This is a genomic window from Pseudarthrobacter sp. C4D7 (genome assembly GCF_013359725.1).
In the GTDB taxonomy this organism is placed as follows: domain Bacteria; phylum Actinomycetota; class Actinomycetes; order Actinomycetales; family Micrococcaceae; genus Arthrobacter.
Map to the genome: position 1 here is coordinate 130,632 of NZ_JABFMW010000006.1, position 26,929 is coordinate 157,560.

General features: G+C 63.1%; 28 protein-coding genes and 1 pseudogene. 15 read left to right on the plus strand and 14 right to left on the minus strand.

What is annotated here, in order from left to right; all coding sequences use genetic code 11:
• Position 1 precedes the first annotated feature (1 nt).
• The 4 genes from HNO81_RS06980 (at position 2) to HNO81_RS06995 (ending at position 5,311) form a co-directional block, all read left to right on the plus strand.
• On the plus strand, positions 2-967 hold the full coding sequence (locus tag HNO81_RS06980; protein WP_175317436.1) for a carbohydrate ABC transporter permease: 966 nt from the start codon (positions 2-4) through the stop codon (positions 965-967).
• 89 nt (positions 968-1,056) lie between these two features.
• Complete coding sequence (locus HNO81_RS06985; protein ID WP_175317410.1) at positions 1,057-2,667, plus strand: ABC transporter substrate-binding protein; 1,611 nt, start codon at positions 1,057-1,059, stop codon at positions 2,665-2,667.
• Between the two features lie 131 nt (positions 2,668-2,798).
• Positions 2,799-4,313, plus strand: a complete 1,515-nt coding sequence (locus tag HNO81_RS06990; RefSeq protein ID WP_175317411.1) for a glycoside hydrolase family 32 protein — start codon at positions 2,799-2,801, stop codon at positions 4,311-4,313.
• 32 nt (positions 4,314-4,345) lie between these two features.
• Positions 4,346-5,311, plus strand: coding sequence for a PfkB family carbohydrate kinase (locus HNO81_RS06995; RefSeq protein WP_175317412.1), 966 nt, complete (start codon positions 4,346-4,348; stop codon positions 5,309-5,311).
• 663 nt (positions 5,312-5,974) lie between these two features.
• On the opposite strand, the gene HNO81_RS07000 is transcribed toward HNO81_RS06995, so the two are convergent.
• From HNO81_RS07000 to HNO81_RS07020, 5 genes are all read right to left on the minus strand, one after another.
• A complete protein-coding gene (locus tag HNO81_RS07000) occupies positions 5,975-6,193 on the minus strand; it encodes a hypothetical protein (RefSeq protein ID WP_175317413.1) in 219 nt (72 codons plus the stop codon).
• 296 nt (positions 6,194-6,489) lie between these two features.
• Positions 6,490-6,864 (minus strand): hypothetical protein, encoded by a 375-nt coding sequence (locus tag HNO81_RS07005; RefSeq protein WP_175317414.1) that lies wholly within the window; start codon positions 6,862-6,864, stop codon positions 6,490-6,492.
• A 50-nt stretch (positions 6,865-6,914) separates the two neighbouring features.
• Positions 6,915-7,094, minus strand: coding sequence for a hypothetical protein (locus HNO81_RS07010; RefSeq protein WP_175317415.1), 180 nt, complete (start codon positions 7,092-7,094; stop codon positions 6,915-6,917).
• Between the two features lie 412 nt (positions 7,095-7,506).
• A complete protein-coding gene (locus HNO81_RS07015) occupies positions 7,507-9,450 on the minus strand; it encodes a cutinase family protein (RefSeq protein ID WP_175317416.1) in 1,944 nt (647 codons plus the stop codon).
• Positions 9,451-10,134: 684 nt separating this feature from the next.
• The gene (locus HNO81_RS07020; RefSeq protein ID WP_175317417.1) at positions 10,135-10,707 is read right to left on the minus strand and encodes a hypothetical protein; all 573 of its coding nucleotides are present in this window, start codon (positions 10,705-10,707) and stop codon (positions 10,135-10,137) included.
• A 513-nt stretch (positions 10,708-11,220) separates the two neighbouring features.
• On the opposite strand from HNO81_RS07020, the gene HNO81_RS20105 reads away from it, so the two are divergent.
• Positions 11,221-11,601 carry a hypothetical protein gene (locus tag HNO81_RS20105; protein ID WP_254703345.1) on the plus strand — a complete coding sequence of 127 codons (381 nt, stop codon included), beginning with the start codon at positions 11,221-11,223 and terminating at the stop codon, positions 11,599-11,601.
• 514 nt (positions 11,602-12,115) lie between these two features.
• Here the strand turns inward: HNO81_RS20105 and HNO81_RS07030 are convergent.
• Both HNO81_RS07030 and HNO81_RS07035 read right to left on the minus strand, forming a co-directional pair.
• Positions 12,116-12,484, minus strand: coding sequence for a type II toxin-antitoxin system death-on-curing family toxin (locus tag HNO81_RS07030; RefSeq protein ID WP_175317418.1), 369 nt, complete (start codon positions 12,482-12,484; stop codon positions 12,116-12,118).
• Positions 12,481-12,687 (minus strand): ribbon-helix-helix protein, CopG family, encoded by a 207-nt coding sequence (locus HNO81_RS07035; RefSeq protein ID WP_240685144.1) that lies wholly within the window; start codon positions 12,685-12,687, stop codon positions 12,481-12,483. Before HNO81_RS07035 ends, HNO81_RS07030 begins: the two co-directional genes overlap by 4 nt.
• A gap of 364 nt (positions 12,688-13,051) precedes the next feature.
• Here HNO81_RS07035 and HNO81_RS07040 point away from each other — a divergent pair, with 364 nt between their 5' ends.
• On the plus strand, positions 13,052-13,363 hold the full coding sequence (locus HNO81_RS07040) for a 4a-hydroxytetrahydrobiopterin dehydratase (protein ID WP_175317419.1): 312 nt from the start codon (positions 13,052-13,054) through the stop codon (positions 13,361-13,363).
• Positions 13,364-13,589: 226 nt separating this feature from the next.
• Here the strand turns inward: HNO81_RS07040 and HNO81_RS07045 are convergent, their stop codons facing one another.
• From HNO81_RS07045 to HNO81_RS07070, 6 genes are read right to left on the minus strand one after another with little or no spacing between them, the layout of a single operon-like run.
• Entirely contained in the window at positions 13,590-14,537 is a 948-nt protein-coding gene (locus HNO81_RS07045; RefSeq protein ID WP_175317420.1) for an aldo/keto reductase, read from the minus strand.
• 27 nt (positions 14,538-14,564) lie between these two features.
• On the minus strand, positions 14,565-15,344 hold the full coding sequence (locus HNO81_RS07050) for an aldo/keto reductase (protein ID WP_175317421.1): 780 nt from the start codon (positions 15,342-15,344) through the stop codon (positions 14,565-14,567).
• Positions 15,341-16,561, minus strand: coding sequence for an MFS transporter (locus HNO81_RS07055; protein WP_175317422.1), 1,221 nt, complete (start codon positions 16,559-16,561; stop codon positions 15,341-15,343). Before HNO81_RS07055 ends, HNO81_RS07050 begins: the two co-directional genes overlap by 4 nt.
• Positions 16,561-17,685 carry an SDR family oxidoreductase gene (locus tag HNO81_RS07060; RefSeq protein WP_254703346.1) on the minus strand — a complete coding sequence of 375 codons (1,125 nt, stop codon included), beginning with the start codon at positions 17,683-17,685 and terminating at the stop codon, positions 16,561-16,563. The genes HNO81_RS07055 and HNO81_RS07060 overlap by 1 nt, the downstream gene beginning before the upstream one ends.
• Positions 17,678-18,391 (minus strand): SDR family oxidoreductase, encoded by a 714-nt coding sequence (locus HNO81_RS07065; RefSeq protein WP_175317424.1) that lies wholly within the window; start codon positions 18,389-18,391, stop codon positions 17,678-17,680. The genes HNO81_RS07060 and HNO81_RS07065 overlap by 8 nt, the downstream gene beginning before the upstream one ends.
• 44 nt (positions 18,392-18,435) lie before the next feature.
• Complete coding sequence (locus tag HNO81_RS07070; protein ID WP_246857430.1) at positions 18,436-19,146, minus strand: GntR family transcriptional regulator; 711 nt, start codon at positions 19,144-19,146, stop codon at positions 18,436-18,438.
• An 86-nt stretch (positions 19,147-19,232) separates the two neighbouring features.
• On the opposite strand from HNO81_RS07070, the gene HNO81_RS07075 reads away from it, so the two are divergent.
• From HNO81_RS07075 to HNO81_RS07115, 9 genes and pseudogenes are all read left to right on the plus strand, one after another.
• Entirely contained in the window at positions 19,233-19,637 is a 405-nt protein-coding gene (locus tag HNO81_RS07075; RefSeq protein WP_371416516.1) for a cupin domain-containing protein, read from the plus strand.
• Between the two features lie 84 nt (positions 19,638-19,721).
• Positions 19,722-21,140, plus strand: a complete 1,419-nt coding sequence (locus HNO81_RS07080; RefSeq protein ID WP_175317425.1) for a DHA2 family efflux MFS transporter permease subunit — start codon at positions 19,722-19,724, stop codon at positions 21,138-21,140.
• A gap of 12 nt (positions 21,141-21,152) precedes the next feature.
• A complete protein-coding gene (locus tag HNO81_RS07085) occupies positions 21,153-21,794 on the plus strand; it encodes a GntR family transcriptional regulator (protein ID WP_018763834.1) in 642 nt (213 codons plus the stop codon).
• Positions 21,795-21,926: 132 nt separating this feature from the next.
• On the plus strand, positions 21,927-22,799 hold the full coding sequence (locus tag HNO81_RS07090; protein ID WP_175317426.1) for a fumarylacetoacetate hydrolase family protein: 873 nt from the start codon (positions 21,927-21,929) through the stop codon (positions 22,797-22,799).
• Positions 22,796-23,704 carry an alpha/beta fold hydrolase gene (locus HNO81_RS07095; protein WP_175317427.1) on the plus strand — a complete coding sequence of 303 codons (909 nt, stop codon included), beginning with the start codon at positions 22,796-22,798 and terminating at the stop codon, positions 23,702-23,704. The genes HNO81_RS07090 and HNO81_RS07095 overlap by 4 nt, the downstream gene beginning before the upstream one ends.
• A gap of 43 nt (positions 23,705-23,747) precedes the next feature.
• Positions 23,748-25,025: an amidohydrolase family protein gene (locus HNO81_RS07100; protein WP_018763837.1), complete on the plus strand. Its 1,278-nt coding sequence runs from the start codon at positions 23,748-23,750 to the stop codon at positions 25,023-25,025.
• A gap of 185 nt (positions 25,026-25,210) precedes the next feature.
• Positions 25,211-25,699, plus strand: a pseudogene (locus HNO81_RS07105) (DUF1097 domain-containing protein).
• A 112-nt stretch (positions 25,700-25,811) separates the two neighbouring features.
• A complete protein-coding gene (locus tag HNO81_RS07110; RefSeq protein ID WP_175317428.1) occupies positions 25,812-26,117 on the plus strand; it encodes a hypothetical protein in 306 nt (101 codons plus the stop codon).
• Positions 26,118-26,132: 15 nt separating this feature from the next.
• Entirely contained in the window at positions 26,133-26,642 is a 510-nt protein-coding gene (locus tag HNO81_RS07115) for a flavin reductase family protein (protein WP_018763840.1), read from the plus strand.
• A gap of 45 nt (positions 26,643-26,687) precedes the next feature.
• Here HNO81_RS07115 and HNO81_RS07120 read toward each other — a convergent pair.
• Positions 26,688-26,929 (minus strand): integrase core domain-containing protein (locus HNO81_RS07120; RefSeq protein ID WP_175317429.1); only part of this gene is annotated, 242 nt, incomplete at its 5' end.

Below are 26,929 nucleotides of genomic sequence, written 5' to 3' on the forward strand. Positions count from 1 at the left end.
GATGTCCCTGAACACCGATACCGTGGCCGCCCCGGCCCCCGTCAATCAACCCCGGCCCCGTGGCCAGCGGACGCCGTCGTTCCGCGGCAGGTGGGCCGACTCCGCCTTCAACATCGCCGCCGTCACCATCCTGACGCTGTCCCTCGTCGCCGTCGTCTATCCCTTGTACTTCATCGTCATCGCCTCGATCAGCGACCCCAATGCCGTCTACGAAGGCAAAGTATGGCTGTTCCCCTCCGGTGTCACGCTGGAGGGATACCAGCGGATCCTCGCAGACAGCCGGATCTGGAATGGCCTGGGCAACACGGTCATCTACACGGTCCTGGGGACGGCGATCAGCGTGACCACCATCCTGTTCGGTGCCTACGCGCTGTCCCGCAAGGACATGCCGGGCAGGAAGTTCCTGATGCTGCTCTTCGTCATCACCATGTTCTTCGACGGCGGCCTGATCACCAAGTACCTGGTCGTCCGGGACCTGGGCATGCTGGACACCGTCTGGGCAGTCGTGCTGCCAGGAGCGGTGGGAGTCTGGAACCTGATCATTGCCCGGTCCTTCTTCGAAAACACCATCCCCGGGGAGCTCCGGGAAGCTGCCCAGATGGACGGCGCCAACGACTTCACCTTCTTCTTCAAGATGGTGCTCCCCCTGTCCAAGCCGCTCATCATGCTCATGATCATGGTCCATGTGGTGGCGCACTGGAATTCATTCTTTGACGCCCTGATCTTCCTTAACGACGACACCAAGTACCCCCTGCAGCTCGTGCTGCGGAACATCCTCATCCAGTCCGATGTCTCCTCCGCCGGCACCACCGGCGGCGACATCGAGTCCTACGCCGCAGCACAGCGCATCGGCGAGCTGACCAAGTACGCCATGATCGTCGTCTCCAGCCTGCCGCTGATGATTGCGCTGCCCTTCATGCAAAAGCACTTCACCAAGGGCACCATGATCGGCGCGGTCAAGAGCTAGGCCCCGGCACCGGACACGAATGCCCGACGGCGGTCCCCACCGTCCGCCGTCATCACCCCTCCCCCGCAAAACAGAAAAGGAAACGACCCATGGCTACCAGCCGCAAACTCGCCGTCCTCGGCACCCTCATGGCGGGAACAATGCTGTTCACCGCATGCTCGGGCAACTCCAAGGGATCCGGCGATATCAAGGACTCTTCCGCAGAAGCCGGGTTCCAGGAAACCGGCTTTCCCATCGTCAAGAACCAGCTGACCCTGAAATTCTCCGGAACGAAGAGCGCCCTGGCTCCCGATTACAGCACCATGACGCTGGTGCAGCAGTGGGAAAAGGACACCAACATCCACATCGACTGGCAGAACCTCCCGGAGACTGTCTTCAAGGAAAAGAAGAACCTGATCCTGGCCAGCGGGGACCTCCCTGATGCCTTCTTCAACAGCGGCCTCACCGACGCCGAAATCGGCACCTACTCGGCAAACGGCACGCTCATTCCGCTCGAAGGCCTCATCGAGAAGAACGCACCCAACCTTTCCAAACTCCTGGCAGCCCGGCCGGACATCAAGGCCGCCATCACGTCATCGGACGGGCATATCTACTCATTGCCCTCCGTCGAGGAACTCGGCCTGGTCCAGTTCCCCAACGAGATGGCCATCAATACCGCGTGGCTGGACAAGCTTGGCATCCCGATGCCAAAGACCGTCAACGAACTGCACGACGCCCTGCTCGCCTTCAAAACCAAGGATGCCTCGGGCACGGGCAAGACCATCCCCCTGAGCTTCATGCCCAGTTCGTGGTGCGGCGACATCGTCGACCTCATCGCAGCTCTTGGCGGCGTTCCGGACAACATGGACCACCGCATCGTCCAGGACGGCAAAGTCATTTACACGGCCACCCAGGACGGCTACAAGAAGGCAATCCAGACCCTGCACCAGTGGTACCAGGAAGGCCTGATCGATCCCGAATCCTTCTCGCAGGACGACAAGGCGTACCTGGCCAAGGGAAAAGCCGGCACGGAAAACCTGGGCTCGTTCGTCTGGTGGGAAATCAAGGAAATGGTCGGGGCTGACCGCGCCGGCGACTACAAACTGCTGCCCGTGCTCGAAGGCGTGGATGGCAAGAGGCTGGCCAGCCAGTCCAACAACCAGGAAATTGCCCGCGGGGCGTTCGCCATCACCCGGGCCGACAAGTACCCGGCCGCAACCATGCGCTGGGCAGATAACCTCTATGACCCCATCCAGTCAGCCCAGGCCAACTGGGGCCCCATCGGCGAGACCCTGCAGAAAGACCCCGCAACCGGCCTGCTGACCCAGATTCCCGCCCCGGCCGGTACGAGCGAAGGCGAACGGCGCCAAAAAGTGGCGCCGGGGGGACCCAAGGCCAACACCGCAGAAAACTTCCAGACGGTGGTAGCGCCTGAGCCCCGGGCTGCTGAACGGCAGAAGACTGTTGAAGACAACTACAAGCCGTTCGCCGCAAACGATGGATACCCGCCGGTGGCGCTCTCCAACGAAGAACTCCAGCAGATCAGCACCATTGAGGCCGACGTTGCCACCCTCGTGAAACAGAACACCGCCAAATGGATTGTCTCCGGCGGCATCGACCAGGAGTGGGACGGCTACGTTTCGCAACTGAAAAACGTCGGCGTCGACACGATGATCGATGTTTACCAGCAGGCTTACGACCGTTTCAAGAAGAACTCCTGACCACCTGATGTCCCACGGCAGTGGGGACCGGTCACGGAACGTCCGTGCCCGGCCCCCGGCCTGCCTGCCTGCCTACAAACTCTTCCGGCCCCTTTCGAACGGGCCACACCCATTGAAATGAGACCCGCTTCATGAACACCGTTGCGCCCGCCCTTGAGGCTTATCGCCCTGCGATGCACTACACGGCCAAGGACACCTGGCTCAACGATCCCAACGGCCTGGTTTTCCATGAGGGCATCTACCACCTTTACTACCAAAGCAATCCGTTTGGGAACGTCCACAGCAACATGTCATGGGGGCACGCCACCTCCACCGACCTCGCTAATTGGAGAGAGCATCAAGTCGCCATCCCGTGTGACGACACCGAGGAGATCTTTTCGGGCAGCATTGTGGTGGACCATGGGAATTCCTCTGGTTTCGGCGTCGGAGGCGTTGCACCGCTGGTGGCCATCTACACCAGCGCCTACAAGCCCGGTTCGGCCCACCCGGGCATCCAGGCCCAATCCCTCGCCTGGAGCATCGACGGCGGCTACACCTGGACCAAATACTCAGGCAACCCTGTCCTGACCAGGAACTCCCCCGAATTCCGCGACCCCAAAGTCTTCCGCTACAACGGGCCGGCCGGCAGCTACTGGGTGATGGCCGCCGTCGAAGCCCACGACTTCGCCGTACTTCTCTACCGCTCCGACGACCTCCGGACGTGGGAATACCTGAGCACCTTCGGTCCGGCAAACGGCACCGGCGGGATCTGGGAGTGCCCCGACCTCTTCGAGCTGCCGGTCGACGGTCTTCCCGGGACGACAAAATGGGTCCTTACCGTGAATATGAATCCCGGCGGCCCCAACGGAGGCTCGGCCGGACAGTACTTCGTGGGAGAGTTCGACGGCGTGACCTTCCGTTCCGAAACGACCCTCACGGAGGGCATGCAGGACCCCGCACTCCTGGATCAGTACCGGTGGCTGGACTGGGGCCGGGACTACTACGCTGCCGTGTCCTTCAGCAACGCCCCGGACGGCCGCAGGCTCATGATCGGCTGGATGAACAACTGGCAATATGCCAACCAGATTCCCACCTCACCCTGGCGCAGCCCCATGAGCCTTGTCCGGGAAGTGTCCCTGGCCATGGTGGACGGACAGCCGCGGCTTGTGCAACAGCCAGCACCCGAATGCACCGCACAGTCGCTGCCAAGGCCGGCGCAGCGGGTGTCCCTGGACGGGGCGGTGGCGGTCGACGGCGGCGCTGCAGTGCAGATTGTAGACGTCACCTTTACGCCCGGAACGGCCGACGAGTTCGGTCTCGTGCTCCGCGGCGCAACCGACGGAGCCGACGGGTCCGCCGGCACCCGGATCAGCATCCGCCCTGGAACGGGCGAACTGGTGCTGGACCGGACGAACTCCGGCGACACCGGCTTCCACCCGGCATTTCCATCTGTCAGCAAAGCTCCATTGCGGGCATTGGACCGCACCTATTCCCTGCGGATCTTCATTGACCACTGCTCCGTGGAGGTCTTCGCGCAGGACGGCCTCGTGACTCTTACCGAGCTGATCTTCCCGGACCCGGGCCACACGGCAATTACCTTGTTTTCCACCAACGGTTCAGCCGAGGCACTTCTACAGCTGACTGCCGTCGGAGAGGACAACACGTAGTGGAACCGCATGCTTGGCTCGTCCCGATAAATATGGAAAGCCTCCAGGCAGCACGACAAGATATCCAGCGGTCCCTGGATGTCCTGGTTGTGGGTGAAGCGCTGATCGATGTGGTGGTAACCGCGAGTGGCCGGGTGGAACATCCCTGCGGATCACCGGCCAACGTCGCTTACGGACTCGGACGTCTCGGCGTGGGCACGGGCCTGTACACGGCCATCGCACCTGATGCCCGGGGAAGATCAATTGAGAACCACCTCCACCGGGCAGGAGTAACCCTCCTGCCCGGTTCACAATCCCTCACCCGCACGGCAACAGCCACCGCAACCCTCGGACCCGACGGATCCGCTGCATACGACTTCGACATCCACTGGGACCTGCCACCAGCAACGCCGGCCTACTTCCCCAAAATCCTGCACACCGGCTCGATAGCCACCTTCCTCAACCCCGGGGCCGGTACCGTCAAGACCCTGCTCGAACAAGCCCACACGCATTGCACCATCACCTACGACCCGAACATCAGGCCCTCCCTGCTCGGCAGCCATGCGGAAGCGAAAGCAACCTTCGAAGAAATCGCCGCCCTGACCGACGTCGTCAAACTCAGCGATGAGGACGCCCACTGGCTGTACCCCCGGCAAACACTGGAGGAATCCGCTGACCGCATCCTCCGACTCGGCGCCGGACTGGCAGTGATCACCAAGGGAGCCGAAGGCTCCCAGCTCACCTCCCTGTCCGCACGCATCACCGTCCCCGCCATCAAAGCCACGGTCGCGGACACCATCGGCGCCGGAGACTCCTACATGGCCGCACTCATCATGGGCCTCCTCACCCGCAGCACCGAAGGCTTCGCGCCCACCGTCATGGAGCAACTCGGACGCACCGCAGCCACAGCAGCGGCCATCACCGTCCAGCGCACCGGCGCGAACCCGCCCACCTTTGACGAACTAACAGCCGCTGTCGAGGCACAAGCCTCCGCAGCACGAGCTTTCGCATGCTATTAGATGTAAGCGAAACAACGCTGCGGACAACAAAAGTAGAGGGTCCCGTTCACTTTGTTATGAGGAGCCAACAATGACATCTGAGAAAACAACGGGTCGATAAGCTCTTTTGCAGTCGCTGCAGTCGCTGCAGTCGCTGCGGTCGCTGCGGTCCAGCAGCAATCTCTCACAATTCACCGCTCAGCCGCCGTTCCATGCTGGGCATGACAGGGACGGCCGCAAACGGGGCGGCCGTGGGGGCCTGGCGCGGCTGACCGGCGCTGACATCCCGGGCCTGGGCGGCAAGGCCTTGAACATCGCTCTCCTTGAGCGGCGGCGATTGCTGCAGGCCGGAAGGACTAACCTCCGCGACGATGTCGGAACATTGGCACATTCCGTACTGCATCATCGTCTCTGATGCCGTGGACCACCACGGCTCCGGTGTCGCGTCCTTTCGGGTTCTGCAGTGTAAAAGACGGCACGGTCGTTGCAACTCCCACCCTAGGTTTGCGCAGGGCAGGGGCATCGCCCCTCTTCTCCGGCGGCGGAAAGAAGGGTAGGAAGATGCCTTTCAACACTGGTGAGCGAGGGCACCCCCAGCAAAAATAGACCAGGACATTGGCGACGATCTGATGACATTTGCGCGCGAGCGACCCATTAGCGACGAGTCTGCCCAAAACTATGATCTCAGCGCACCAGTCTAGCCTGGAGGCGGTATCCGGATTCTTCGTCGGCCAAGTATTGCGCGCCCGCGCCGTAGGAGCCGAGGACTTCGTAGCTGCCGTTGTAGACGACCGCGACGCAGACGAATTCGCCATTGTCTGCCGAATCGATGCCCAGCCCGATGTGGCGGGCGTCCGGGCGGTCTTTGAGGACTCCGCGGGCGATGACAGCGGGGCTGCGCACTCGGCGTCGCGGCGGGCTGCGTAGGAGGCGCCCTGGCTCAGTCCGACCAGCCTGCCGAGCTCCTCGTAGGTCAGCTAAGGCGCGGTTCCGGTTGCTTTGCCGCGGACGCGCGCAAATGTTATCGGTCATGACCTATATGTGTGCGACAGTGCCAGAAAAGAGCGCAGGGGCGCGGATTATTTTAGCCACGCCCGCCGGCAGGGATTTCCTTTCGTTTGGCGGTTGAAGAGGATCATGCCGGGACTGTGCGCGGCCGGGCACCAAGAGCGCAGTGGGGCCTGGCCGGACACGCTAGATTAGAAGGCGCGGCGCTTCCTGCGGCGGCGGACCTGCTTGAGGACGGTCAGCCCGAGGAAGATGACGGTGAAAACAATGCCGACTGGTGAGCTGACTCCGCCGAGGATGGACACAATGATGTTCCAGACCATGAACGCCAGCAGCCACTTTATCAGGAACCAGACAACCGGCACGAAGGACAAGACGAAGTCTGCGTGGGCTTCGATCTCCTGGTTGCTCCGCTGGGGCCGCTGGCGTCTCGCCGCGGCGTCCCGCCTGTTGTAGACGGCTTCGCGGTCATTCCTGATGGATGCGGCGTGCTTCCGGTCTGACTGCTCGCGCAGCCGCTGCTGTTCCCACAGGAAGTGCTCGGACCGGGTGCGTTTGTCTGCCATGTTGGTTCCCCCAAGGTAGTGCGCTGCGAAGAAGCAGCGGCCGTTACATTCTAATGATGTGGCTGGTCGTTGGCCGTTATGTGTGCGGAATATCCGGTCCGTGTCACCCCTTTGGTGAACAGGGCGGCCATGAAGGGGACCTTGGAGCTGTACTGAGTGCTGCCATGGCGAAAGAGCTTCACGGCGATCCCGATGACCACGGCTCCGAAAACGAACAATTCGGCGATCACAACGGCTGCTTCGACGTCGCCGAGAGAGCCGATGCCGTTACGGAGCGTCGCGGTTAGCGGGGCTGAGGACGGTAAGTAGGTGAAGACCTGAACGACCGGGGAGCCGGGTCGCTGATGATGAGCGGCACGGCGTAGAGCGGAACGAACATCATGACGACGATGGCACCGAACAGCCCGTTGGCGTCCTTACGGTGGGCACGACGGATCCGAGCGCTACCAGTGCTGCGGCGAGCAGTAAGAAACCGCCTGCCAGCAGGAGCGCTCCGACGATCATGGCCTAGGCTTCAGGCACCAGCGCGTCCAGGGAAATGCCCGGGATACCGGCACGACCGCGCGGCGACATGAACTCGGCGGTGTCCGGGACGGCTACGGTGAGCATATGCACGGCCCCGGTGGCCAGGATGGCTTCCCCTCACTTCAGCAGTGGCGGCCGGAGCGCTCCCCCGACGTTGGTCGTTTTGTGTGCTTCCCAAGCCGTCGAGACTCCCCGCCGGATTTTGGCCACCTGCGCGCCTGTAGAGAGCGGCAGCGACACGATCCGCTTCGACGCCCATTGCGCCCCCTGATCAAGGGTGGCCGAATCAAGGTAGATTCCACGTTGAGTTTGCCGGTTAGTGGCCCCGTTGTAGGAACCCGTGAGGCTTCGGCACCCCTTGTCCGCGATCATGCACACGCTTCGATAGCGGTCACTGAGATCTTGAGAGATAGCGACGGCGTTCCGGGCCTTCGCATCGGCAACGTACTGTCCCCCGTTGTCGTCAGCAGGTAGCGATTCTCCGGCGCCGGCAGTGCTGCCGATAAGGCTGGGGTCCCGTGCGGTGTCGCCCATCAGCCAGACGGCTGCGATCCTGCTTAGGACACTCTCATTGGCAGCGGACACCGTTTCATGCAGAATCTGGGCACCCTGGCTGTAGCCGAGGATCACCAGCTTCGTATCAGGGCAATCCTCCACCGTCTTGGCCGCTAGCTCGGTAGCCTTCTTCACGCCGGCAATGACCTGCAGGTCGAACATGTTGGGTGGGCCCATGATGCCGTGCAAGGGAGCCTTGGGGTCACGCGGAGGCAGCGGGGGGTGCACGGAGGCGAATGCGACACTGGTTCCTGCCGGTAGCTGCTCCTTTAGCTTCCGTGCGGCTGCGGAGACTGACGGACCGAAGCCCGGAATCTCCGGCTCATGACTTGCCACATCGGTCGCCTCAAGCCAGTCCTCGCCGCGGGTGCCGATGATCGTCAGGTCAGCACATTCAGGCCCCACAGTCAGCCCACCGGTACCGCCGACGCGGTGGGCTATGTTCAGCCTGTTCGTCATCCACTGACCGGGGGCCGTGTAGATGTCCGAGTTGTTAATCCGGCGGTTCCCCTGCCAGTGCCTGTACTCGTACGTGTCGGTGTACACAGATCCATGGGCGTCGAAGTCGAAGACGGGGGAAAGATTGCACACCATATCCAGCATGTGACAGACGTTGACGACCTTGCCTTTGAGCTCAACAGGGATGGGGACGTACTTTTGAGGATTCTGAGGAGTTCCAATCCACAACGAGCCCACACCATTAGTGAGATCAGTACCTTCCCGAATGCCGCTCGGGGCTCCGGTGTCCCAAGTTGAGTCGGGAATCGGGCGTGCAATCTTCGAAAACGTCCAGCTCCCGAGCGTACCCTTGCCGCTGTAGTTGAACGGGGTCTGGTCTAGGGGGTTGCGCATCGGGTCTGCGATCAACTGGACAGCAGCTATATTGGCGAGGAGGTTTTCCTGCCGCAACATGTCCAAGGCAATGTGCGTGGTGTGCGCTCCTTGGCTGAACCCAATAAGAACTATCTCGGTCCCGGGGCAGGTGGTGGAAAGCTTTCTGACCGTGTCGACGATGGAGGCAGCCCCCTCGTTTACAGAAGCCATGTACGTTCTGTGATCGCCGTAGCTCGGCAGAACTGACTTTCCGAACTTGAAATTGGCACCGATGTTGTCGGCCTCAATAAATCCATTGATAGCGGACACTGCCGGGTAGTTGACAGGTATGAAGCGAAGGTTTGTGGCCGCGGGAAGGCGCCGGGTGATCTCATAGGCTGCGGTAGCGACCTCGTTGCCGAAGCCGGCGATGTGATCTTGAGGCCTGGAGCCTTCTTGGACTGGCTTTCCTTCGTGGCTTTCAATCAGTGGTTGGGCTGATCCGCGGGCGCCTATTACTGCCACGTCCGCATCGCACCTGCTGTTGGGTGAGACGAAACCGGGCTCGTTCACCAGGTCGGAGACGATGGTCGCGTCGGCGTTTGCTGCCGCCGGCGCCACGATGAGCGAGCTGGCGGCCAGTGCTGCGACAAGTGCCGTTTTGGCCAGGAAAAAGTGGTAGCGCGCTTTCATGTTTCCCCCAAGAAGTGCTGCCGGACCCAATGCCTGCCCGATCGTGCTCCGCTTATCTTGCCAGACCTGACACCGTGCCCCTGCACACGACGCAGGGTCCTGACCTGCGCGTTCCTGAAAAGGGCAGGAACTGATCAGGCGATGAGGGCTTCCTCCAACGCCATGCACCGGGCGGACCGTGTGGCGAGCAGTTCGGCGAAGCGGAGTACGAACTCCCCGGCGGTGTAGGGATGGTCCAGTGGGTCGCGCATGCTCGGCGCCAGTTCGAGCTAGACCCCCGTGGACGCAGGAGATCGCGAAGGCCGTAACAGGGCCCGGGACGAAGGCATGATCGTCGCCAACTCGGATGGCTTCCCGGTTCATAGCGAGGAAGGCGAGGTCCCCGGTGGTCTGGCTGCGTGGCCTGAGGATGACGACACCACACCCTCTGCCCGTCCTGCGGTCGGCTGTACCGGAACGTCGACATCGAGCACGACGGCGAGGCGCCCGTGATCAACATCGTCGACGTCGAGAAAGGTCCGATCGTCGAAGCCATCACAGTTCATTGGGATCTGACCTAAGCCGCACGCCCCGTGCTCTACCGAATGGCCCTGCCCATTGCATTTCGAGGCGGTACCAGCGAATCCGAACAAGCAGCCCATGGCGATACGGCATGGGCTGCTCCGAGCTCTCCGCTCCGGCCGACTAGCCGGTGATCTTCCTGCAGGTCAGGTCCAGTGATGAATCGGTCGGAGCCTTGGAATCGTGGACAGTGAATGTGTCTTTGGTGAAAGACATCGCCACGTCACCGTTGCCCCCCGTGGACGTGCCAGCCATTTTTGCATCGCCGTCGAGCTTTTCCGGCAATGCGATCTTGACTTCCTGTCCGTTCATGGACGAGAACTGCCGGTTCTTGCCGGTCCCGGTCAGGAGGAGCGAATCGTCGTCTATTTTGACGAAAAACTCGAAGTCCGAATAGGTGGCGTTCTCTATCACAAGCTTGCCCGGGCTGAACGTCAGCGTGGACGCTCCACCGTTGGCGATCAGCCAGGAACCGGCCGACTTAGACAAGGTATCCACACCGATGGCCGTCGTGGTTTTGGTCTGCGGGCATTTCCAAGACCCGGTGAGGTACGTCTGGACGGCAGATGCCTTGCTCACTGCGGGAGCTGCGGCCTTGGTGCTCTCAGGAGCTCCCGTCGCGGATGCGCCGGCGCAACCCGCGAGAGACGTCATGGTCAACAACCCGACGACGGTGGCAGCGAATTTCCTGCTCAAAATAAAACCCCCAAGATTAAGGCGTGGGAGTCCAATCGTCGCCCCCAACAATGCAGATTGTATATGCAATTGCTTCCAAATGATCAAGCGGGGACGGGGAGCCCCGATGACGATTCCGCAACAAGCTGGATGTCCTTCAGGGCGTCGATCAGCTCCGGGATCTGCCCGGGGTCCTGCAAGAGGTGCAAGGCCGCGCGGAGGCCGCGTAAATCCCGGCGGGGAGGACCCGCAATAGTCTGGCCACGAACACAGACCGGGACGGGAAAATCGTGGGCAACGAAATCGTCGAAGTAGTCGACAACGATGTAGCCAGACTCACTTGCGTCTGCGGCAACAGCGCATCCGAGGCGGGCCTGGTCGCCGCCAACTCGGACGGCTTCCGATTCACATCGAAGAAGGCCAAGCACCCGTAGGGCTCACCGAATGGCCCGAGGACGACGACATCCATACCCTCCGCCCGGTCTCCGGCCGGGTGACCGCAACTTCGGCATCGAGCACGACAATGAAGCCACTGTGGTCTTCACCGTCGATGTCGCCAAGGGCCCCATCGCAGAATCAAGGTTCACTGGGCTCTGGCCTAAACCGGAACGCCCGTTTCAGGTGGACGCCGAGTTGGCGGCCAGATACAACCGCGTAGGGGCAACCCTCCGCGTCGACCCGCCGAAGCCAAACACCGAAATCAGCTACGCAAAGATGGTCGCCCGATACCTCAGCCACGACACCAGCGCCGAAAGCGTGCTCTTCGCCGTCTACACCTCGGAACCCATGAACGGCGACCACAAACGACACACCACAACCATCGCCGCGCTCACAGGCGCCCTCGCCGAGCGAGACCATCAGAGAAGGACTCCTCGTCGGAGACCAAACAGCGTCACAGTACGACGGCGACACTGAGAACGGCGTCCGACTCCCCCTGAGTGCCACCCAATCCAGCCAGATCAACGCCGAGTCCGTCTACCACGGCAGCAAAAACCAGCCTCACGTGGGCGGCCCATTGGACGCGAGCAGGACCAGGCCACGTCATGGAAGCTCCCGGGGGAACAACTGCAGAGCAGCGAATATTTCCACACCCAGAACCGGTCATGTCGCCCACCCCGCGGACGACAATGAAGAGATACCAAGCACCGACCAGCGAGACAAGGAGCACGCCGGCCACAGCTACGGCCACCAACAGAAAAGGGCCCCCGAAGGGGCCTATAAGTGAACAGTTTGTGCACACTCAGAGGCCCACGGCCCCAGAGCAGGGAAAACACGTGCCCGAGGTGGGACTCGAAATACATTCCAGCCCTTGCAAACATTGGGAACCCGCGAAAACATGCGGAATTCGAAGAAGTCCGGCAGCTGTACGAGGCAGTACGAGACGAAAAGTGTGAACATTGTCCACACCCCATTTTCGGAGGGTGAAGGACTACCGGGGCACCAGATGCCTGGAAATTTCGGCGGCGGAGTCCAGCAAGTCGATGGTGCCCGCGGCGACTCCGACGACGAGGTCGAAGCCCTCCTCCGTGGTGAAGGCATGCCGGTAACCGTTGACCCAGAGCAACAACACCATGAGCGTCCACGCCGTCCGTTTGTTCCCATCAATGAGTGGATGGAACCGCGCGACCGACTCCAACAACGCGGCCGCCTTCACCGCCAGTTCCGGATAAGCCTCCGCGCCCATGACAGTCGTAGCCGGCCTGGCCAACGCCGAGGCCAACAACCCGACATCACGGATATGGAAGCCATACCGATCGACTACCTGAAGAGCATCCTCAATGTCCAGATACGCTGTCACGCGTCCTCAAGGCGCTTCAGCAACTCCGCATCATGACTCATAACAAAATCAAGGCCCTCGCTGATCTCACGCCGCCGCGCGTGGCGCTGAAGAACCAACTCTGCACCCTGCAACAGAAGCGCCGACTTGGAGGTGTGTTCCTCGGCAGCCAACTTCTCCAGCCGCCGATCGAGGTCTTCAGGGACACGAAGATTCATAGCCATGCCTTCATGGTACCAAAACGGTACTGCACCTCAGCAGGCGGCACGCGCCTTCGCTTCGAGTCCCGAGCTCAGGGGGCGGGAGCTCCGGGATGAAGTTCGCTGCCCGAATCTTTCAGTCGGCCGGGCGCCTAAATCCGAAGGGTCCTGTCGGCTTTATCGAACGGCCGATATCGGCCTTCGAATTTGACCTTGGGATGGCTCGGAGAAGGTTGCCCCTGGGCTTTTCTCTCGCTTACCAGCGCGTGACAGGTTGTCCCTGGGCAGTGCCGACGTTTTACCCTCAGTCGCCGGCGCCTGCCATCACCCTTGGCGAAGTGGTGCCTCAGGGGTAGCCCTGGCGGCCATCCCGAGCCATGATGGCACCATGACTGATCCCCAACGGAAGCTGTCCGCCGCCGAACTCGCCGAGGCCGGGCTCACCGGCTGGCACGTGACCGGCGAGGCCCTCGCCGCCACCTTCAGGACCCGGAAGTTCTCCACCGGCCTGGAGCTCGTAAACCGCATCGGCGCCTCCGCCGAGCAGGCCAACCACCACCCCGACCTCACGCTCACCTACCCCGAGGTCGGCGTCACGCTCTCAAGCCACGACGTCGGCGGGATCACCAGCCGCGACATCGACCTCGCCCGCACCATCAGCGGCCACGCCGCGGACCTCGGGGTCGCCGCCGCGGAGTGAGTCCGCGCCGTCGGGCACAGGGCGAACGGACCATCGAGGCGCTAAGCGGCCTTTACGGAATCTTCATTATCAGCCTTTGAAATCAGACAGGCAGTGCTCGGTATAGGGCTACTTTCGGCCGATATCGTGACGGTTTCTCCCCAAGCTCCCAGTCCAAACTGCCGCGCCCTGCGTCTGGACGCCGGGCGGGGCCACGACCAGGCAGCGAAACGCCCCCTTTTATTTTTCAGGCCGGAATGAGGGAGGACAACTCGTCGAGGCGGTGGATTTCCAGTTCTGTGAGGGCCAGGGAGGCTGCTCCCATGAGGTCGGGCAGCTGTTCCGCGGTGCGGGCGCTGGCGATTGGGGCGGCGATATTGGGTCGGGTGAGAAGCCATGCGAGAGCTGTTGTCGCAATAGTGGTGCCTCTCTCCTGCGCGATGTCGTCGAGGACGGAGATGACCCGCAAGCCTTCGGTACTGAAGTAACTGCCTGCCATCTTTTCTCGGGGTGTGCCCACGAGGTCTTCACGGGTCCGGTACTTGCCGGTGAGGAATCCGCTGGCGAGGGACCAGTAGGGGATGACCCCGAGCCCGTTGGTGGCAGCCAGTGAAGCCAGTTCGCCCTCGAAGTCAATTCTGTGTACCAGGTTGTAGTGCGGCTGCAGGGCCACGGGACGGGCATAGCCGTTTTCGTCCGCGATCCTGATCCATTCCCTGATCCGGTCCGCGCTGTAGTTGGAGAGGCCGACGTGACGGACTTTTCCAGCGATGAGGAGATCATCGAAGGCTCCGACGGTCTCCTCCAGAGGAGTGGTCTCGTCATCGAAGTGCGCATAGTAGAGGTCGATGTAGTCGGTGCCGAGGCGACGCAGGGATGCTTCGGAGGCTGCCACGATGTTCTTTCGGGAGAGGCCGGGAAAATCGGGGTGCTGGCTGACTTTCGTTCCGATGATGACCTGGGACCTGTTGGAGCGACGTGCCATCCAGTCTCCGATGATGGTCTCGGATTCCCCTCCGATGTTGCCCTCGGCCCAGGCCGAGTAGCTGTCTGCTGTGTCGATGAAGTTGCCGCCCTGTGTGGTGAAAGCGTCCAGAACACTGTGGGAAGTCTGTTGGTCAGACGTCCAACCGAGAGTGTTTCCTCCCAGGGCGAGCGGGAAGATGCTGAGATCCGAATGTCCGATAGTCGTCATTTTCAAGGTCCTTTAGTAGTGGTTCTGTCAGACGGAGAGCGCGTCGATGAGTTCTATTTCGGGTGGAGCCAGGGCGAACCCGTCCAGGTCGAGGTTTTCGACGATCCGTGCGGGATTGGTTGAACGCGGGATTGTCACGATCTGCTTTTGGAGCATCCAGCGAAGGACGATCTGGGCGACGCTGACGTCATGGTCTTCGGCTAGGTGAAGCAGTGTCTTGTTATGCAGGACGGGACCGCCCTGACCCAGCGGTGACCAGGCTGTCGTGACGATGCCGCGTGCGGTATTTTCCGCGACCAGGCTCTTGCGCTGCCGTAGAGGGTTTAGTTCGATCTGGTTTACCGCGGGGGTGACGTCCGAGTGCTGGGCCAGCAGGTCAAGATCGGCGGCTTCGAAGTTTGAAACACCGATGGAGCGGACGGTTCCGCGTTCCAGGAGTTTTTCCATGGCCCGCCAGGTTTCGGTGATCAGGCGGGAGTCCGGCTGGGGCCAGTGGATGAGATAGAGGTCGATGACGTCGGCATCGAGCAGGCGGCGTGAGGTTTCGAACGCCTTCAGGGTTTGAGCGTAGCCCATGTCGCCGCGCCATACCTTGGTGGTGAGGAAGACGTCTTCGGGGTTTAGCCCTGCGTCCCGGATCCCCTGACCTACGGCCTGTTCGTTCGCGTAGAAGGTTGCGGTGTCAAAGGCGCGGTATCCGGCGCGCGCGGCGGCGGCAATATCGGCGCGGGCGGTCTGCCAGCACCCGTATCCGACCGGCGGGATGCTCGCTCCGGTATTCAGCCGGATGTTTCCTGCGGTGGTCATGTTGTGATCCTTTCCTTGCCAGGGTTTGGTGTGGTGCGTTTCTGGTGCGTTGCGGACGCGAACCAGATAACGAGGGCTATGAGAACGAAGGCGCCAGCCTGCACGCCGACGAGGGGCATCCCTCCGGCGCTGAAGGCGACCGTGCCCGTGAAGGCTCCGGCTGAGCCGCCCAGGAACACTGCGAACATGAAGACCGTGTTGGCCTGGGCTGATTGGACCGGGTTCGCCGCCAGGGTCCGGGCCTGGTTAGCGGAGAGGATTGTCTGGTTGGCCCAGGTGATGACGAACATGCTCGCACCAAACAGGACGGCCGACGAGGGATCTATGATCACCGACAGCACGCCCAGGAGCAGGACCAGCAAGAACACGAGACCGACCGGAAGGGGCCCGAAACGGTCAACGAAGCGACCGCTGAATGGGGTAGCGATTCCGGCGGCAAGTCCGACGGCCCCGAAAAGGCCGGCCGAGAGGACGCTCCAGCCGAAGCCAGGTCCGGTGAGGTGGAGCACCGTGACCGTCCACAGGGAGTTGAAGGTGGCGAACACGAAGAACTGCATCAGCGCAGACTGGATCAGTTCAGGGCTCCGCCGGCTCAGCTGAAGGGTCGAGGCCAGCAGGTGTCGGTACTGGCCGCCGGCGGAGTGCAGCTCGAGCTCTGTGGCCAGGGCAGTGCGCAGGAACGGCAGCACGGCCAGGACCAGGGCGGCGAAAGACAAGACGACCCACCGCCATCCGATGGTCTGGACGAGCAGGCTTGCGATGATCCGGCCGCCGAAAATTCCGATCAGCAGGGCGCCGGCCACTGTTGCCAAGGCAGCGCCCGCCTTCCCTTTGGGGGCTAACCGGCTCGCGGCCGGGATGACGATCTGGGCAATGTTTGCCACCAGGCCCACTGCCAGGAATCCCAAGGTGACGCCCACAATCTCGGGCAGCACCGCCGTTACTGCAAGGGCCGCGGCAAGGAGAACCGACTGAATCGTGACCTGCCGCCGGGGCTGAACGCGGTCAGCGAGGGGAACCAGCAGGAAGATGCCGATGGCGTAACCGGCCTGAACGCTGGTCGCGATGACACCGGCCGCTGCCGGGGCCACACCAAAACCAGCCGCCAGCACCGTCAGCATGGCCTGTGGCAGGTAAATAACGCTGACCGCTGTAGCTGCGGCGACCGCAAGAACGGTCAGTCTGGCGGCCCAGGACCATTCCCGCGCATTGCCCATCAGGGCACGTACCTTTCAGATGACTGGCTGCTTAGCACAACGGGCGGAATGATCCGATCGGCCTCAAGTTCACGGAAGAGTTCCAGGAACCGGTCTTCGCTGTCGAGGCAGTCGGTGAAGCCGGCCTGGCGGGCCTTAATGGTGGAGGAGACGTTGTCGAACCCGGACCGCAGCAGGAAGTCGCCGAATTCCCATCCGACCAGGTCTTCATACGGAGTCGGGACCAACGAGTGCCGGGCCACCAGCCGCTCCCAGACGTTTTTGAGCTGAGGCATCGCGTCAGCCAGGGGCACCGGCTGGGGTTCGGCGTAATCCATGCCGAGGTGACGGGCGAAGGCCGGCCACAGCTGGCGCCAACGGAACTGGTCACCGTTGGTGATGTTGAAGACTTCGCCGGCGGCCTGTGGATCCGAGCCCGCCCATACTGTGGCCCGGGCAAGCAGCCCTGCATCGGTGACCTGATAGAGGGCGTCAAAGGCGGCAATCGTGCCGGGAAACCGTAGCGGCTGGCCCAGTTCACGACAGATGCTGGCGTAGACGGCGATCACCATCAGCAGGTTCATTGGGTTGCCGACAGCGTAACCGACTACCCCTTCGGGACGCAGGATGGTCAGGTCAAAGCCGCGCTCCGCTGCGGTTTGACGCAGCAGGTCCTCCTGGTCGTAGTAAAAGTTCGGCTGCACGAGGCGCGGGTCCCGCTCCTTGGCCGGTGTGTTGAAGTAACCCAGATGCGCCCCGTAGGCCTTTCCGCCCTGATACAGGGTGACGTGACGCAGTGGGGCACCGGCGCTGTAAAGGCCGTCAAGGGTATTGCGCAGCAATCCGACGTTGGCCTCTGAAAGCTCCCGGGACGTCGGGCGCTCGGCGTAAGCGCCGAAGACCAGATGCGTTGTGTCTTCGGCCTCAGCCAGACCTGACGCGGAGGCTGCGGGATCGCTGAGATCTACCGACAAGTGGTCCCAGCCGGCGCCCTGGACGGGGCGCCGGCTGATGCCGCGCACCTGCCAGCCCTGACGTACATACTCATCGGCCGCATGCCGTCCGATCACTCCCCAGGCCCCGGCAACAAGCACGCTGCCCTTCCGGCGGGGCTGGTCCGGATCCCTGAGGTGCTGCTCAGACAAGGCGGGCTCCGCCGTCAACGTGGTGGATTGTTCCGGTCGTGAAGCCGTTATCGATCAGGTGCAGGACTGTAGAGGCGAGGTCCTCGGGACGTCCGATACGGCCGGTCGGCAAGGATTTGGCCTGCTGCTCGAAGGCTGCTGCTTTTTGGTCGTCGGGGAGGTGGGACCAGCCCTCGGTGTCGGTCATGCCCGGGCTGACGGCGTTAACCCGCACGGGAGCTAGTTCGACGGCGAGAGAACGGGTGAGGCCTTCGACGGCGGCGTTCACTGCTGTCACGGCTACCGTGCCGGGCGCGGGGCGGTCGGCGGCGATGCCGGAGAAGAAAGTGATGCTGCCGGTGTCCGGCAGCAACGGCCCGAAGACTTGGACGGCGCGGTAGTAACCCCAGAATTTTGCTTCGAAGACGTTCCGGGCGTCGTCGATGGCAAGTTCCCGGAAGGGGGCATAGGCCAGGGCGGCGGCGGAGAGGACCAGGTGGTCGATGGGGCCTGTTGCCGCAGCGGCTGCCCGGAGGCTGTCCATGTCAGTGAGGTCAATCTCAAGGCCGACGGCGCCGCCGCCAATGTCCCGAGCCGTGGCCTGCGCGCGGGTTTGCGCGCGTCCGGCAACGATGACCGCGTCACCGCGTGATGCCAGCAGTTTCGCGGTGTCGCGACCTATGCCGGAGGTTCCGCCGATAATCAGTACTGTCTGCGAGGTGCTCATGCTGATGTTCCTTTGGGTTCGGGCCGTGAAGGCAAATTGGTCAGTTACGGGGTGGTGCACAGGGCGCCGGTGGAACCCGGATCCCTGGTGACGTACGAGCAGGCATGGTTTTTCAAGAGGCGGGCCGCGGCGGCGGCTTGACCCGCATCGAGGGCTGCCATGATTGCGGCGTGTTCTTCCACCGAGTTGGGGAAGCCCACCTGGTCGTGGGCGGCGCCTACGAGGGTGAGCATTTCGATTCCCAAAGCGTTCCAGGCCCGGGTGAGTGCATCGTTGCCGGCGCTTTCAACGATGTGGCGATGGAAGCGTGTGCTGTGGAAGCACAGCGCGATGAGGTCGCCGTTTTCCTGTGCGGCCCGCATACCGTCCAGCGCGCTGGCCAAGTCCGTTGTCTTGCCCTTCAGATGACGTGCAGCGGAATGTCCGGCGATTTCCTCGAGGGCGGCCCGGACGGGGTGGGCCTGTCGCAGGTCCTCGCTGTCCAGTTCCCGAACGCGGCAGCCCTTGTTGGGTTCGGACTCTACAAAGCCCATGCCCGCAAGGTCCCGCAGCGCCTCCCGCGCAGGTGTCTGGCTGGTGCCCAGGCTCCGGGCTATCTCCAGTTCTGTCAGGCGCTGGCCCGGGGCGTAGGTCCCGTCCACGATCCTGGCCGCGATGTGGTCGCGGACGCGGACGCGCAAGAGCGTGGCAACCAGAGGGCCGCCGGAAGAGGAGTCCGGATCCTTCACGGTGGACTCCCCCGCTGTCACTGTCATTTGTTGCTTACTTCCCTTAGATGAGCCTTACCAACCTAGATACTACATTATCGATAATGGATAATTGATTCATGACTGAAGAAGAGATTGATTCCACGCTCACCGACCATGGTCCCGCGCCTTATGTCCTGGACATCGAGCGTGCTACGGAGGCCAACGATGACTACCGAAGGACAATCTGGACGGGCGGCCGGCTGCAGGTCACTGTTATGGCCATTGCCCCGGGGGACGACATCGGACTGGAAGTGCACCAGGCTGTGGACCAGTTCCTGCGGGTGGAGAGCGGACAGGGCAAGGTCCAGATGGGTCCGGCAGCCGGGAACCTGATCCATGAGTGGGGCGCACGGGACGGCGATGCGATCTTTGTTCCGGCCGGAACCTGGCACAACGTCACAGCCGTGGGTGCTGTCCCCTTGAAGCTCTACTCGATCTATTCACCACCGGAACACGCGCACGGCACTGTGCAGGCGACAAAATCCGATCCCAAATAACTGCCCCAACATCGATACGGTCGGACCCCTGCGGCGGATTAACGTCCGGCACTGTGCGTCCCGATCCGAAAGGAACGCCGAGCTATGTCTGAACGAAACATTCCCCGGCTGACAGCTGTGGCTGTGACCCTGGCTGTCGTCATGGACCTGCTGGATACCACTGTGGTCAATATCGCGGTGCCTACCCTTCAGGAGGATTTCGACGCCGGCCCCGGGCCGGTCCAGTGGGTGATCTCCTCCTATCTTTTGGCGATCGCGGTGTCACTGCCGATGAGTGGCTGGATCAGCCGCCGTCTGGGCCAGGGCCGGGCATTCCTGATCGCGCTGGGAATCTTCGGGATGGCCTCGGCCCTCACTGCCTTGGCATGGTCCCTGCCGGTCCTCATCGCGTTCCGGGCTCTACAGGGTCTGGGCGGAGGGTTGATCCTCCCGATCGGCATGGCCATGCTTTTCGCCGCGTTCCCCGCCGACCAGCGGGCGAAGGCCTCCGCGCTCATTTCGGTGCCGGCGGCCCTCGCCCCGGTCCTGGGCCCGCTGATCGGTGGGTGGTTTGTGCAGGACATCGGCTGGCGGTGGGTCTTCTGGCTTAACATGCCCATCGCCCTCGCCGCCATTCTGACCGGCCTGCGCTTGCCGGCGCAGCGGCCGGCCACCCCCGGTGCCCGGTTCGACGGCGTTGGCCTTGTACTTGTCTCGGCAGGCCTTGTGCTTTTGGTGCTGGGTCTTACCGGAACGGAGAACGGATACCCCGCCGCTCTGCCCCTGATCGCCATCGCCACCGCAGTGCTGCTCCTGGCCGGCTTCGCCGTGCGGCAGCTCCGCCGCGAAGATCCCCTGCTCAATGTCCGGCTGCTCGTCAAGCAGGAGATCTGGAGCAGCAACCTCGCCTTCCTCCTGACCGCCCTGTCCTATGGGGCGCTACTGTTCCTGCTCCCGCTGTATCTCCAGGGCCACGGCGGGATGTCCCCGCTGAACAGCGGATTCATGACATCCCTGCATGCCGTCGGCATCCTGCTGGCCACCCCGGTCACCACGCGCCTTACCCGGCGCACGGGCCCGCGTGCGCCGCTGGCTGCAGGGTTGGGTCTCATGGCAGCGGGAGCGGGTGCCCTGTCACTGGCGGGCCAGGCAACGCCGGGGTGGCTGACGGCAGCCGCGATTCTGGTTGCGGGTGCGGGTTTCGGCACAACCATCGTCCCGCTGCAGACGGCTACCGTCACCGGACTGCAAGGTCCGGAGCTGGCCGACGGTTCGACAATCGTGAACATGGCCCGGCAGATCGGCATGGCGGTCGGCGTAGCCGCCGCCGCTGCTGCCCTCAATGCCTTGAACGGCACCCACGGCCCCGGTTCCGGATATCCCGGCGCCTTTCTCCTCGCCGCGGCCCTGGCAGCGCTGGCCATTGTCCCCAGCCTGGCCTTCAGGGACCCCAAGCCCGCACCGCGAGATCCAGAACATGACCCGAAACGGCCTGAACGGACGGGCGCCACGAGAGCATCATGAAAGACTGGGGAAATGGCGGTATCAGCAGCATTTGAGAACGAGAGCCTCTCGGAAAAAGTCAAGCGCACCATCGTGGACAGGGTCGTTGACGGCACCTACCCTCCCGGTATGCGCCTCGTGGAGCTCCAGCTCGCCAAAGAATTCGGCGTCAGCCAAGCGCCGGTCCGCGAGGCCCTGCGGGAGCTGTCCTCCACACGGCTGGTCGAAAACATCCCCCGCCGCGGAACCTTCGTCCGGTCCGCCTCCCAGGATGACCTCGCCGAAGTCTACTTCGTCCGCCTCGCCCTGGAGGGAACCGCCGCCGCCGCCGCATATCCGGCACTGCACGCCGACCCGGCACCGCTGCGGGAGGCCCTGGCCGGCATGCGTGAGGCCGCGGCGACGAACGATGCCCACGGCATCGCCAAATACAGTACCGACTTCCACCGGGCTGTTGTAGTTGCGACCGGGAACCGGCTGATGCTGGAGATCTGGGATTCCCTGTATGTCGAGGCCCGCACCATGGCCACCGTCGTGCGCGGCCACGTCGACCTGCACGCAGCGGCCGAAGCCCACGTCCCGATCCTGGAAGCCTTCGAGAGCGGCACACCGGACCTCTGCACCAAGCTCGTCACCGAACACCAGCACGAGTACTCCATCCTCCCCCAGGAATAGGCCCCTTCCTCCTCCCCCGGAAGGGCCCGCACCCCCTCCAAAAGAAATTATCGATAATCGCTTGTGATGCCAGTCACGGTCATGTAGAGTCACATCATCAATTATCGATAATCGATTCGAAGGGGAATCACTTTGAAACTCGTTACTTTCCGCCACAACGGCACCCAGCAGACCGGCGTCCTCAACACCGACGCCACAACGGTGACTGCTGTGCCGGGCGGGCAGGACCTGCTTTCGCTCATCGACAACTGGGACTGCGCAGCTGCCCAGCTCGCCGCCTCGACCGGAGAAGCAATCCCCGTGGCCGACGTCGAGCTGCTGGCCCCCATCCCGCTCCCCCGCCGGAACATCTTCTGCGTGGGCCGCAACTACGTCGAACACGCCAAGGAATTCGCCAACTCCGGCTACGACGCAACCGCAAGCGCCACACCCCAGCCGGAATACCCGGTGGTGTTCACTAAGGCACCCTCCACGGTCATCGGCACCGGCGCGGACGTCGACCCGCACGCCGGCGTCACCTCCGAACTCGACTACGAAGCCGAACTCGGCGTCATCATCGGCACGGGCGGCCGCGGCATCAGCAAGGCCGACGCTCTGGACCACGTCTGGGGCTACACGATCATCAACGACGTCACCGCCCGCGACCTCCAGAAAGACCACAAGCAGTGGTTCCTGGGCAAGAGCCTCGACACCCACTGCCCCATGGGGCCCTGGGCCGTAACCCGCGATGAAGTCGGCGACGGCCCCCTGGACCTGCTCTGCACCGTCAACGGTGAAACCCGCCAGAAGGCCACGACAGCGGACCTGATCTTCGACATCCCCACCATCATCGAAACGATCAGCGCCGGCATCACGCTCCAGCCTGGGGACATCATCGCGACCGGCACCCCGGTCGGCGTCGGCATCGGCTTCACTCCGCCGCGGTTCCTGACCAGCGGAGACGTCGTCGAGATCACCATCAGCAAGCTCGGCACGCTGCGGAACCGGATCGGAGAAGGCCGATGAGCACCGCGACCATCCCCGCAGGGCTGACAGCCGTCGGAACGAAACACCTTTTCGTCGAAAGCACGGGCACCGGAGAGGATGTTGTCCTGGTCCACGGACTGGGCGGCACCACCAGCTTCTATGAACCGCTCGTCGCTTCACTTGCCGAACGGTTCCGGGTCACCCGCTACGACTTCGCCGGACACGGCCGCTCGCCCCGGGTGGGGGAACTTAGCCTGGAATCCCTGGCCGCCGAATTGGCCCTGGTCATCGAATCCCAGACCACGACAGGCCGCGCCCACCTTGTTGCCCACTCGATGGGAACCCTCATCGTCCAGCAGCTGGCCTCAACACGTCCTGACCTGGTCCGGGAAGTCGTCCTGCTGGGCGCGGTCCGGGAACAGGCCCAGGCGGCCAAGGACGCCACCCGGGCACGGGCGGCCCTCGTCCGCGAAAAGGGCATGGCCGCGGTGGCCGACACCGTCGCGACCGCCGCCACGGCCGATCATGCAGCGATCGGGAACCCGTTGGTGCGCCCCTTCGTGCGTGAACTGCTCCTGGGCCAGGACCCGGAAGCCTACGCGCAGGCCTGCGAAGCCCTGGCCTCAGCAACCAACCCGGACCTGGCCAGGATCCAGTCCAAGGTGCTGCTGCTGACCGGCAGCGAAGACAAAGTCAGCACCCCGGAATCGAACGAGGCCATTGCAGGGGAGCTGGGCCAGGCCGAACTCCTGGTCGCCCCGGGCACCGGCCACTGGACGGTGCCGGAGGCGCCGGACTTCGTCACCGCCGCGGTCCTGGACTTCCTCACCGGCTCCACGCTCAAGCCGGAGACGAAGAAGACATGTGCCTGCAGCAGCGCCAGCCCCGGCTGTCAGTCACGCCGCCAGCAGACCATCACCATGCAGATCCGCAAAGCCCCCTAAGAACACCTCCACCGTTCCAGCTCAAGATAAGGACAACGAAGTCATGTCGAAAACCCTCTTCACCAACGTCAACATCCTGGACAGCACCGGCGCCCAGCCCTTCCTCGGGGAAGTGCTCGTCGTCGATGAGCGCATCACCGACGTCCGTCCCGGCACGGGCAACCTGCCCCGGGAGGGCTCCCGGGTCATCGATGGCCGCGGCCAGACCCTGATGTCGGGACTGTGCGACGCACACACCCACTTCACCTGGAACGACGGCGACCTCAACAGCCTGGAAACGATGAACGTCGAGGAACACCTGCTGCACACCGTCGAGTCAGCCAAGTACTACATCGACTACGGGTACACCATGTGCTTCGGGGCGGCCAGCGCCAAGAAGCGGCTCGATGTCGTCGTACGCGACGCCATCAACGCCGGCCGCATCCCCGGCCCCCGCTACCTGGCCAACGGCCAGGAAATCGCGACCACCGCAGGGGACCTCGTGCCCGGCATCACCCAGATCGCCGACGGCGTGGAGGAAATGCGCAAAGTGGTCCGTGAAACCATCGGACTGGGCGTGGACCAGATCAAACTCAGCATCTCCGGTGAGGAAATCACCGGCACCAAGGCAGCCACCGACACCTACATCACCGAAGAAGAACTCCAGGTTGCCGTCGACGAGGCGCACCGCCGGCACGTGCGCGTCTGCACCCACGCCCGCAGCCGCGACTCTGTGCTCATTTCCCTGAAAACCGGCGTCGACATGATCTACCACGCCTCCTACATTGATGACGAAGGCATGGACCTCCTCGAGGCCGCCAAGGACCGCGTCTTCGTCGCCCCTGCCATCAACTGGCTGGTCGCAACGCTCCAGGACGCCGAAGCGTTCGGCTACTCCCACGAGGCGGCCGAACAGGCCGGCTACGCCCGCGAACTCGACATCGCCGTCAAGGCAATGCAGGAGATGCGCCGCCGCGGCATCCGCGTGCTGCCCGGCGGAGACTACGGCTTCGCCTGGACGCCCCGCGGAACGTACGCCCGGGACCTGGACCACTTCGTGAAGCTCTTCGGCTACACCGAAATGGAAGCCATCATCGCTGCCACCGCCCTCGGCGGGGAACTCTTCGAAAAGCCCAACGAACTCGGCAAGGTCCTGCCCGGCTTCTACGCCGACATGATCCTCGTCGACGGCAACCCGCTCGAAGACATCACCATCCTGCAGGACATCAACAAGATCACCGCAGTGATGAAGAACGGCGAGTTCCACCGCGCACCGGTGGAACCCACGCCTGCGACTCCCGACAACGCGGACCCCGCCGACCTTGCCCTGACCCACCTCTAAAACACTCCCCACGTAGTACGGCCCCGGCGTCCTTGCCGGGGCCGTACCGCCAGATTCACCCGCACCCGAAAGTGCTAACACCCGCTCCGCGTTCTGCGCACTTCAGCGAAGCCTGCACATGCACACTCCCTCAGCTTTCCTTTTCAAAAAGACAATGACGCCATTTTGCCCCTAAGGAACTACCCATGAAGCCCCTTGTCATCATCGGAATCACCGCCGGCATCTTCGCCGGGCTCTGGACCCAATTCAGCACACCCCTGGGCCTTATAACCTGGGTCGGATTCCTCTCCTGGGCATGCTTCTTCGCAGCCGGCGGAAAACGCGCCGGACTCCTCAAAACGATCCCTGCCAACCTCTCCGGAGTCCTCTGGGGCGCCATCATCGTCTGAGGAGCGGCGAACCTCCCCATCCCCGGCGCGCTCGGCATCTCCGTCGCCATCGCAGCGTTCGCCATGTGCGTCCAGGCCCGCTGGAGCCTCCTGGGCTTCATCCCCGGAGCGTTTGCCGGATGCGCCGCCTACTTTGGCGCCACCTTCGACGCGGCCGGCACCTGTCTGGCCTTGATCGTCGGCGCCTGCCTTGGGTGGCTTTCCGAATACACCGCGGGGCTCCTCACCACGGCTAAAAAGGACCAGGCATCCGTCCCGATCGCGGACACGCAACCCGTCGCCTGAACCACAGCAAGCCTGCTCGACCCGCCAACCCCTCTCAGGTGCCACCGGCCAGCTCCCCGGCGGTCGGTGGCACCTGACCCCACCCCTGCCCGCCGCCACCTAAGGAACCGTGATGAACGCACCAACAGCCCATACTGTGGCCGGGTCCTTCCCGATCGAACGCAGAACCTTCACCCCCCACCCGCCACAGTCCTACCGGCTCGATGACTGGTTCCATCTCCCGACAACAGCAACAGTGGAAATCCGCCGAAACGGCACATACGTCAGAACCGCACGCATCGAAGATGCCACCCCCGACTCCCGAATCCTCTGGCTCGCACCCGAAGGCGTCGACTCACGCATCCTCATCGACAAACTCGACGGATACGAAGTGTGGATTGACGCCGAGCAGCTCTACTACATCCAGCAACACCGTTAACCGAAGGAGGCAGCCATGACTATCGTTACCGAACGGCCCGGCACTCTCGATCCCACCCACGTGCGGGACACCATGTCCATGGTGCCCACCAGCGTCGCCGTCGTCGCCGGACAGTCTGAACTCACCGGTGACCGTGCCGCCATGATCGTCGGATCGTTCGTCTTTATCTCCCTGGACCCGTGCCTGGTCGGCTTCTTCATCGGCCACGAGTCTTCCAGCTGGCCACAACTCAACAAGGCCACCGTGCTGGGCATCAGCGCTCTTGCATCAACACAGGCGCAGTTCTGCCGCAAGCTGGGTAAAAAGGACGCGGACCGCTTCGATGACAGCTTCTGGATCCAAGGAGCATACGGTGCCCCACTAGTCGCAGGCGCAGTCGCGGCCTTGGAATGCCAAATCGAGAACGTCACGCCCATCGGGGACCACGCCTTTGTCCTGGCCAGGGTCCTGGGCCTCAACACCGGGAACGCCAAAGATCCCTTGGTCTTCCAAAACCATGAATTCGCGGGACTCCTCCCCCGCTAACGCCCTTTGCGTCCGCGCAGCAGCCTGAAATGCCTTCACCCCGCACTAGGTGTAATTCCCACTGAGGTTGTGAACGCGGCTGATGGGGGTTGTGCCGCCGATGCCGGTGTGGGTTCTGTGGTGATTGTAGTGGTGGAGCCAGTGGTCGTAGGTGGCGGCGCGTTCGGCTTCTGAGGTGTAGGGCCGGGCGTAGGCCCATTCGGTAGCGAGGGTGCGGTTGAAGCGTTCTACTTTGCCGTTGGTCTGCGGCCGGTAGGGGCGGGTCCGCCGGTGCTTGAGGTGTGGGC

What these genes read in the sequence shown, in the direction of transcription:
- HNO81_RS06980 (WP_175317436.1), top strand. Translation starts at nt 2, where the DNA reads ATGTCCCTGAACACCGATACCGTGGCCGCCCCGGCCCCCGTCAATCAA.
- HNO81_RS06985 (WP_175317410.1), top strand. Translation starts at nt 1,057, where the DNA reads ATGGCTACCAGCCGCAAACTCGCCGTCCTCGGCACCCTCATGGCGGGA.
- HNO81_RS06990 (WP_175317411.1), top strand. Translation starts at nt 2,799, where the DNA reads ATGAACACCGTTGCGCCCGCCCTTGAGGCTTATCGCCCTGCGATGCAC.
- HNO81_RS06995 (WP_175317412.1), top strand. Translation starts at nt 4,346, where the DNA reads ATGGAAAGCCTCCAGGCAGCACGACAAGATATCCAGCGGTCCCTGGAT.
- HNO81_RS07005 (WP_175317414.1), bottom strand. Translation starts at nt 6,864, where the DNA reads ATGGCAGACAAACGCACCCGGTCCGAGCACTTCCTGTGGGAACAGCAG.
- HNO81_RS07015 (WP_175317416.1), bottom strand. Translation starts at nt 9,450, where the DNA reads ATGAAAGCGCGCTACCACTTTTTCCTGGCCAAAACGGCACTTGTCGCA.
- HNO81_RS07035 (WP_240685144.1), bottom strand. Translation starts at nt 12,687, where the DNA reads ATGGCTATGAATCTTCGTGTCCCTGAAGACCTCGATCGGCGGCTGGAG.
- HNO81_RS07040 (WP_175317419.1), top strand. Translation starts at nt 13,052, where the DNA reads ATGACTGATCCCCAACGGAAGCTGTCCGCCGCCGAACTCGCCGAGGCC.
- HNO81_RS07045 (WP_175317420.1), bottom strand. Translation starts at nt 14,537, where the DNA reads ATGACGACTATCGGACATTCGGATCTCAGCATCTTCCCGCTCGCCCTG.
- HNO81_RS07050 (WP_175317421.1), bottom strand. Translation starts at nt 15,344, where the DNA reads ATGACCACCGCAGGAAACATCCGGCTGAATACCGGAGCGAGCATCCCG.
- HNO81_RS07055 (WP_175317422.1), bottom strand. Translation starts at nt 16,561, where the DNA reads ATGGGCAATGCGCGGGAATGGTCCTGGGCCGCCAGACTGACCGTTCTT.
- HNO81_RS07065 (WP_175317424.1), bottom strand. Translation starts at nt 18,391, where the DNA reads ATGAGCACCTCGCAGACAGTACTGATTATCGGCGGAACCTCCGGCATA.
- HNO81_RS07070 (WP_246857430.1), bottom strand. Translation starts at nt 19,146, where the DNA reads ATGACAGTGACAGCGGGGGAGTCCACCGTGAAGGATCCGGACTCCTCT.
- HNO81_RS07080 (WP_175317425.1), top strand. Translation starts at nt 19,722, where the DNA reads ATGTCTGAACGAAACATTCCCCGGCTGACAGCTGTGGCTGTGACCCTG.
- HNO81_RS07085 (WP_018763834.1), top strand. Translation starts at nt 21,153, where the DNA reads ATGGCGGTATCAGCAGCATTTGAGAACGAGAGCCTCTCGGAAAAAGTC.
- HNO81_RS07095 (WP_175317427.1), top strand. Translation starts at nt 22,796, where the DNA reads ATGAGCACCGCGACCATCCCCGCAGGGCTGACAGCCGTCGGAACGAAA.
- HNO81_RS07100 (WP_018763837.1), top strand. Translation starts at nt 23,748, where the DNA reads ATGTCGAAAACCCTCTTCACCAACGTCAACATCCTGGACAGCACCGGC.
- HNO81_RS07110 (WP_175317428.1), top strand. Translation starts at nt 25,812, where the DNA reads ATGAACGCACCAACAGCCCATACTGTGGCCGGGTCCTTCCCGATCGAA.
- HNO81_RS07115 (WP_018763840.1), top strand. Translation starts at nt 26,133, where the DNA reads ATGACTATCGTTACCGAACGGCCCGGCACTCTCGATCCCACCCACGTG.